The organism is Arthrobacter sp. 05L417 (assembly GCF_056397865.1).
In genome coordinates this window covers 58,915-66,746 of record NZ_JBFTOG010000033.1, presented here as the reverse complement: position 1 = coordinate 66,746, position 7,832 = coordinate 58,915, and the positions used below count along the sequence as shown (strand labels likewise).

Sequence of the window (7,832 nt, the reverse complement as noted above, 5' to 3'; positions counted from 1 at the left end):
GGACTTTGCCGGGTGGATCGCGAACTCGCCGGACTCGCCGCTGGCCGCAACGCCGTCGGGCGCCGACCGGGACGCGTGGTTCGACGTGAAGGTGATCTACCAGCAGGAGCACACAGGCGTCGACATCGGCGCCGTGCCGGCGGCATTCACGCCCCAGGTCGGACCGTTCAAGCTCACGTACCTCGAGAACGTCTACGGCACCGACCCCTCGGCAGACATCTTCGAGCTGCGCGGACTGGACCGCGGCGGCGTCGTGGTGGTCGTTCGCCCGGACCAGTACGTCGCGAACGTCCTGCCCCTGACCGCGACGGCGGAACTCGCCGCGTTCTTCGCGCCCCTCCTTCGATCGGGCCGGACCGAAAGAGAAGCGCTGTCCGGAGTGAACGTAGACGCAGGCCTTGAGCAACCTTGCATGACATTTGTTGAACACGTGAAGGTTTCTTCGGCGTTCTCGGAAACGCCTTGGGGGCGATTCGCAAACATCCAAGGGGATGGCAACCGGAACTGATCGGGTGCATGCCGGAAGAATCCTGGACCAAGGTTCGCGGTTGCGCCAACGAACCCCAAGAACGGCGGTGTTCTTCGTCGCGGTATCCGCGATTTCGCCGGACCGGCCTAGGAACCAGCGAAACCCGTAGAATGCATTGGTCCGCTCCATGTGGCCTCTATCGAATCAAGACTCCGTTGGGAGTAATAGTCAGTTACTGTCCCGATACGAAAGAACCCAAATTGGCAGCAGCAAAGATCACCAGCAGCGAAATCCGTGATCTCAACGAATGGCGACAGACGGTGGCGTCCAGGCTGCTCCCACTAACCATTGACACCGACGATGTGGACGGCTTCCACGCCACGATCCAAGGCATCACAGTTAACGGGATCCGGCTCTTCAACATCACTGCAACCAGGCACAGGCTCGAACGCACACGCCGCCTTGCGCAAGGAAACGCGGACCCCTTTTACTCAATCTCCCTTCAACTGAAGGGCACCAGCACCATCGAACAAAACGGCAACACGGCAACACTGCAGCCGAATGACTTCGCCGTTTACGACTCCACGTTCCCGTACCGGAGGACATTTCCGGACGATTCACAAACTCTTGTGGTCATGTTCCCACAACAGCTGATCAACTTGCCGCCCCGGGCACTCGCGGAGATCGCAGGCCTGGGAATCTCGGGTCAAAATGGTCTAGGAGCCATCGTCGCGCACTTCCTGGTCGGTGTCGCCGATAACTTGGAGGCGTTTCAAAGCAGCCTGGGCCTGAGCATGGCGCACTCCCTGGTGGAGCTAGTTTCGGCGGCATTCTCAGAGAAGCTAGGAGTCGTAGTACCGCACCGCTCCGATGCCCATCTGGAATTGACGATGCGGATCCGGGACTACATCATCTCCCAACTCTCTGACCCGGAGCTAGGACTAGACCAGATCGCATCCGCCCACTTTATTTCAACCCGACATCTTCAGGTGCTCTTCCGAGAGCAAGGGACAACTGTCTCGACATGGATGCGTGAACGCCGGTTGGAAATGTGCCGTCGTGATCTCGCTGACCCCCTCGGACAAGCAGAATCTATTCGGGCAGTGGCTGAACGTTGGGGCTTCTATAACCCTGCGCACTTTTCCCGCATTTTCAAAGATGCATACGCCTACAGCCCCCGAGACTACCGCCTGAACGTGCTTCACGACCAAGACACCAGGCTCAACGCTGTCGACTCCGGGGCTTGAAGCCGTAGTTTCTGGCGATAAACCCGCCGAGCCTACGGGATGTAGTGACGCCTCGGGCTTGTCATTACTTGTGAAAGGGGCGCCCATCAGCCATTGCTACGGGTCGTCGAACAGGCGTGCACAAGTGCGCACTTTGCCGTCGGATCGGGCCGGACTGGCCCGGATTATTGGTCGAGATGCGGCCTGCTCGGTGGTCAGGTGGGCGCAAGGATTTGCTGTGGGAGATGGTGCCGGATGTCCAGCGTCAAGAGGTGTGAGATCCTGCGTGGCCGCTACCTCCTGGACAGATAGCGTCCGAGCAGGATCTGGACGGTGGCGCCAAGGTGGTCTCTAGATAACCGGAGTTCTCTTAGCGGATGACGTCGAAGACCTGTTTCTGCAGGCCGTTGCTGTAGGCGTCGTGCTCGATGAGCTTCAGCCTCTGGGTGTCCTTGTCAGTGGTGCTGAACAGTCTCTTGCCGGCGCCGAGGAGCAGCGGGAAAACGAGGAGGTGGTAGCGGTCGATGAGTCCGGCGTCCGAGAGGCCGTTGTTCAGCTGTGCGCTGCCGTGGATGATGATCGGGCCGCCCTCGGTCTCTTTGAGGGCGGCGACCTCCTCGAGTGAGCGCAGGATGGTCGTCTCGCCCCAGTTGGAGACGAGTTGGTCGTCGGTGAGGGTCGTGGAGACGACGTATTTCGGCATGGTCTTGTAGTGTGCGAACTCGGCCATGTCCGGCCATACAGGACTGAATGCCTCGTAGCTGACCCTGCCCATCAGGATCGCGGTGGATTCCCGTTGCTCCCGCTCTTTGATCTCGAATGCCTCGGGGACGAATTCGATGTCCTTGAAGGTCCATCCGGAATTGCGGTAGCCGGGTTCGCCGCCCGGGCTGTCCACGATGCCGTCGAGGGAGATAAATGCGGTGCTGATCAGAGTGCGCATGACGGTTTCCTTTGGTGTGTTGTGATCGGTTGTCATACTCGCCGCTCTAGCTGTGGTCGCGGCGAGGTCTCGGTGGGTTGAGTGAGGGTCAGCTGAGGAGGCTGGTTAGCCGATGATGCTGCGACCCGGCAGACACAGCGCGCGACGGCTCGTCGTGACTGGCTGGTCCCGGGGTGCAATCGAAGTGGTTCTGGACATGTCGGTCTCCTTGTCGAGTGGTGGGGTGGCCGCCTGCAGCCTCTGGTCTCAGTTTTCTACCGAACATTTTATTTGTCAAGAACAGATTAATTGTCGGTGTTCAATCGTGGCATGTTCCGGCGCGTTGGTGGCATTGGGCTCGCTGCCGGACGCGGCTGGCGGACCGCGAAGCGGGCCCGGGCTTTGACAGCTATGTCGGGTCAACCCATGTTCCGGTCATCCTCCAGCGGATGCACGAAATGGCCTTTTGCTTGAGGCCCCGTCAGTTTTTCAAACCACTGCCTCATTCCGGCCAAGGCCACGGCCAGTTCCGGGAGCTCGGGATGCCACGGGCGCTCCCACTCCAATGAAAGCCACTCGGTTCGGTCTTCGAGGAGAGCGAGGATTTCGTGCAGCGGAATATCGCCCTCACCGAGGAGCCGTAACCGTCCGTCCAGGTTGGCATCTTTGAGTTGCGCATAGCCAAACCACGGGCCGATGGCTTCGAACGTCGTCGCGGGCAGCTCACCGGCAGTGGCCGGGTGGAGAACGTCCCAGATAATTTGGACGCCATGCCCGGGGCATATCTCTTCCAAGAGGGTCATGACCCGCCGGACGTCCCTTCCTCGGGGATGCGAGTCATGCGTTTCTAGATAGATTCGGATATCAGGTGCGGAGCGGGTGGCCGCCGCGAGCCGCCTTGCGATGCGTGAATCCGAATCCGGGCCAGCCCCGCCCGGAAAAACGCGGACCCCTGCCGCTCCCAAGTCACGAGCGAGAAGCATCTGAGCCTCAAGCTCGCCGAGTACGTGGTCGTCGCTCTGCCCCGGATTGCCTACACGTACGTACGTAGCTACGCAGACGACGTGCAACCCTGCCGCGTCGATCCGCCTACGGATCCAGCCGCGCTCTTCACGGGATAAGCCAGGATGCACTGCTTGTCCTGCCATGGAACGGAGTTCGAGCCCTTGAACCCCGTAGGTGGCCGCAATGTCCAGAATCTCCTGGAGAGACGCTTCAGGGCAGCCGAGCGTAGAAAACGCAACCTTCGCCTTCACGAAGTTCTCACCAACAAGGCGGCCGCCGCTGAGCTTTTCGCCCACTTCACTATCAATTCTTCTCCTCCGATGAAAGTGCCTTGATTCAAGGAGAAGTCCCTGAGGAACCTGGGGTCAAGCATTGGTAGGTCATTTGAACAACAATGCACACATCCCGCGACCGAGGTTTGCGGTCCTTGTTCTCCTTGACTTTCGAAGCCCGCGTCCGCTCTAGTTCATACTGAACAAATCAAACACAAGTGAACTTGATGGGAGACGCTCATGCTGCCCGAGGACCGGCACCTGCAGATTCTGAAGGAGTTGGCTTTTCATGGCTCCCTGAGCGTTGAGGAATTCGCGGCAAGAATGGGAACGTCAGGGATGACGGTCCGTCGTGATTTGGCGGTGCTCGCGGAGCAGGGGCTTCTGCAACGCGTCCGAGGTGGTGCCGTCCCGGTTGCCGGGTCCGCCATGGAAAGCGGCAGACGTGGCGCTGCCGGCATGATCCGCCGGGGACCTTCGGCTCCTGGGGGCGTTCCTCCGTTGTCGGGGCGGCCGGGCGGGAGCCGCCCGCTGGCGACGATCGGCATGATCGTCCCGTCGGCGTCGTACTATTTTCCGGGGGTTATCCGGGGCGCTGAGGCCGCCGCGCATGAAGCGGGCGTGCGGCTGGTTCTGGGGGTTTCCAACTACTCGGGCGCCGAAGAGCGACGACAGCTCCGCCGTCTGTTCGAGCACGGCGTTGACGGCATCCTGGTTACGCCCAGCGAGGTTTCATTGGCCGGGACTGAAACCCTCGCGTTGTTGGCTGAGGCCACGGTGCCGGTGGTCGTCGTCGAACGCTCCATCGAGGATATTTTGGACGAAAGCCGGCTGGAATCCGTACGCAGCGACCATGTGCGCGGGGCGGAGATTGCGGTCAACCATCTCCTGTCCATCGGCCACAGAAGGATTGCGCTGTGCGTTCGGGAGAAGACTCCCACGGCCTCGCAGGTCATCGAGGGCTACCACCTCGCCATGCGGCGGGCCGGGACGCCGCAGGACCCCACCATGGTGCGCCCCGTGTCCCGCGCGCTGAACGATCCACAGGCGCACCGCCTGGTGTTGGACGGGATCCTCGACTGGTGCGCCGAGTCGCACGTGACGGCCGCGATCGTGCACAGCGATGAGGATGCGCTGCAGTTTGCCAGCGCCTGCCAGGATCGCCGCGTCGGCATCCCCGAGGACTTGGCGATCATTGCGTACGACGACGAAATCGCGGGACTCGGGGCCGTTCCCCTCACGGCCGTGGCACCGCCGAAATACGACGTCGGACATGAAGCGCTGCTGATGTGCCTGAACAGGATCGGGGCCCAACGACGGGGTGTGTCGGCGCTGCAGCGACTTAGTCTTTCTCCCAGTCTCAACATCCGCGATTCCACGCAGAGCCAGGCGCTTGACGTCGGGGCCGCCGGATGACGGAAGCCAAGACAACCTCACTCCGGTTCTAGTGTTCAATTCTGTTCATTCCGTTGATATGTTTACTCGCTGACCGTTTCATTGGGAGTTAAGTGCTTCAAAGCACACCACGACTTCGCATCGTGAACTTCAAAGGAGAACAGAATGAAGCGTCGCCAGCTTCTGCTCGGAGCGGCCAGCCTCGTGGCCAGTGCCGCCCTCATCACGTCCTGCGGGACCACACCGTCCGCAACCCCGACCCCGGCTCAAGACCCTGCCGGCACCATCACGTTCTGGTCCTCGCTCGCAGGCATGGACAAGGTCGCCGCAGCGTTCAACGCAAGCCAGAACAAGATCAAGGTCAACTTCGAAACCGTCCCCAACGGCGCCAGCGGGGGTTACGCCAAGCTGTCCACCGCCATCACGGCAGGCAACGGTCCCGACGTGGCCACCATCGAATACCCGCAGCTGGCCGAGTTCGTCAGCAACGGCCAACTCCAGCCGCTGGACGGACTGATCGACAAGTCCGCCACGCTGGACAAGCTCTCGGACCAAGCCCGCGGACTGGTGCAACTCGGCGGGAAGACCTACGCCCTTCCCTACGACACCACACCGATGGTCATGTGGTACCGCAAAGACCTGCTGGAAAAAGCAGGCGTTGAGGTTCCCAAGACCTGGGATGATTTCGAGAAGGCCGGCCAGAAGGTCAAGGCAGTGGCACCGAATGCCTACCTCGCCAGCTTCTACCCGAACGATCCGGTCGTCACCGCGGGCCTGGCCTGGCAGGCCGGTGCCAAGTGGTTCTCAACCGACGGCGACAGCTGGAAGATCGGCGTCAAGGATGAGGCCACGCAGAAGGTGGCCAACTACTGGCAGAAGTTGATCGACCAGAAGATCGTCAAGGTCGAACAGTCCTTCAGCGACGAATGGTCCGCCGATCTGGCCAGCAGCACCGTTGTCGGTGTCCTCGGCGCGAGCTGGAGTGCCCCTGGCCTGCAGTCGCGTACGAAAGCAAACAACCAGGCTGGCCAGTGGATCGCGGCCGAGGTGCCGAACTGGGGCACCCCATCGAACGGTTTCCTGGGCGGTTCCAGCTTCAACATCCCCAAGGGCAGCAAGAACCCCGCCGCTGCCGCGAAGTTCATCGAGTTCCTCACCACCAACCCCGACGCCGTCAAGGCTCGCGGCAGTGCCGGCTCGGCCTACCTGGCGTTCCCGGGACTGACTCCCGTGGCGAAGGGCGCGTTCGACGCGAGTTACTTCGGCAACGACATCTACGCCGTCTTCGACAAGGCCTTCGCCTCCGTCAAGAGCGGCTGGCAGTGGGGACCGAACTGGGACCTCACCAACACCGCCATGAAGGATGCTTTCGGCAAGCTGACCACCGGCGGCACCGTCAAGCAGGGCATCGAAATCGCGCAGACTGCCACGGTGGGCGGACTCAAGCAGAATGGTCTCTCCGTCAAGGAGTAGGCCCGTCCGGCGGGGTGGCTTCATGGCAAGCCACCCCGCCAGCGAGGAGATTCATTATGGTGAACCTAGCACCCACAAAACCGGCCAGCCGCGTTGCGGCCGCACCCACTTCCACCATCCGCAAGCCGCGCGGCCTTTCCGGAACCGGCGGCCGCACCGCCGCCCTGTTCCTTACCCCGTTCTTTGCCGTCTTCGCATTGGCGATGGTGGCACCCGTCATCTATTCGATCGTGCTGAGCTTCTTCGCCCAGCAGAAGTCCGGCCTGGGCTTCGGCGAGGCCAAGACCGCATTTGTCGGCCTCGAGAACTACCTGCAGGTCCTGCAATCCGAGGCTTTCGTGGGCGGCATCGGCCGCCTCGCGCTGTACTGCGCTCTGTACATTCCCTGCATGGTAGGCGGCGCCGTGGCGTTCGCCCTCCTACTGGATGCCGCCGTCGCACGGGCCCGAAAGCTGTTCCAACTGTTCGTCTTCCTGCCGCATGCCGTGCCGGGCGTCATCGCCGCGCTCATCTGGGCCTATATGTACACGCCAGGAGTCAGTCCCATCGTCTCCGTCCTCGACTCCGGCGGCATTTCGCTGAACTTCCTGGACGCCCACCTGATCCTGCCGTCGATCGTGAACATCGCCGTGTGGGAATGGACGGGCTACAACGTGATCGTGCTCTTCACGGCGCTGCAGGCGGTTCCGCGGGAAGTCCTGGAGGCCGCGCGTGTTGACGGAGCCGGGGAAATCCGTGCGGCCCTCAGCATCAAGCTGCCGCTGATCCTGCCCGCACTCAGCGTCATCATGCTCTTCACCGTGATCGGCACGCTGCAGCTGTTCACCGAACCCTCCATCATCTCCAAGGCCACGGCGTCCGTCACCAGCACATGGGTTCCGAACATGTGGGCCTACGACGCGGCCTTCAATCGGCACAACCTCAACCAGGCCGCGGCCGCCTCCATCATCATTGCGCTCATGGCCGCCGTGCTGTCCTGGGCCGTCACCCGCTTCAGCTCAAGGATGAACAAAGCATGAGCGCCACCAGCTTCCCCCGGCCCCGAACTGCGCTTGCGCCTTCACCTTTGA

6 protein-coding genes and 1 pseudogene are annotated in these 7,832 nt (G+C 61.8%); 5 read left to right on the top strand and 2 right to left on the bottom strand.

Annotated elements, in window-relative coordinates:
- Both AC1DJW_RS20020 and AC1DJW_RS20015 read left to right on the top strand, forming a co-directional pair.
- Window positions 1–508: pseudogene (locus AC1DJW_RS20020) on the top strand (hypothetical protein); the annotation flags it as partial.
- Between the two features lie 221 nt (window positions 509–729).
- Complete coding sequence (locus tag AC1DJW_RS20015) at window positions 730–1,716, top strand: AraC-like ligand-binding domain-containing protein (protein WP_476902306.1); 987 nt, start codon at window positions 730–732, stop codon at window positions 1,714–1,716.
- Between the two features lie 349 nt (window positions 1,717–2,065).
- On the opposite strand, the gene AC1DJW_RS20010 is transcribed toward AC1DJW_RS20015, so the two are convergent.
- Together AC1DJW_RS20010 and AC1DJW_RS20005 are read right to left on the bottom strand one after the other, a co-directional pair.
- Window positions 2,066–2,638, bottom strand: coding sequence for a dihydrofolate reductase family protein (locus AC1DJW_RS20010; RefSeq protein WP_476902305.1), 573 nt, complete (start codon window positions 2,636–2,638; stop codon window positions 2,066–2,068).
- A gap of 398 nt (window positions 2,639–3,036) precedes the next feature.
- Entirely contained in the window at window positions 3,037–3,918 is an 882-nt protein-coding gene (locus AC1DJW_RS20005) for a sugar phosphate isomerase/epimerase family protein (RefSeq protein ID WP_476902304.1), read from the bottom strand.
- A gap of 216 nt (window positions 3,919–4,134) precedes the next feature.
- Between AC1DJW_RS20005 and AC1DJW_RS20000 the strand changes: the two genes are divergently transcribed.
- The 3 genes from AC1DJW_RS20000 to AC1DJW_RS19990 all read left to right on the top strand — a co-directional run bounded on the left by AC1DJW_RS20000 (window position 4,135) and on the right by AC1DJW_RS19990 (window position 7,781).
- Window positions 4,135–5,310 carry a LacI family DNA-binding transcriptional regulator gene (locus AC1DJW_RS20000; protein WP_476902303.1) on the top strand — a complete coding sequence of 392 codons (1,176 nt, stop codon included), beginning with the start codon at window positions 4,135–4,137 and terminating at the stop codon, window positions 5,308–5,310.
- Between the two features lie 144 nt (window positions 5,311–5,454).
- Window positions 5,455–6,762 carry an ABC transporter substrate-binding protein gene (locus AC1DJW_RS19995; protein WP_390280346.1) on the top strand — a complete coding sequence of 436 codons (1,308 nt, stop codon included), beginning with the start codon at window positions 5,455–5,457 and terminating at the stop codon, window positions 6,760–6,762.
- Between the two features lie 56 nt (window positions 6,763–6,818).
- Window positions 6,819–7,781: a carbohydrate ABC transporter permease gene (locus tag AC1DJW_RS19990; protein ID WP_459342263.1), complete on the top strand. Its 963-nt coding sequence runs from the start codon at window positions 6,819–6,821 to the stop codon at window positions 7,779–7,781.
- Window positions 7,782–7,832: the final 51 nt, after the last annotated feature.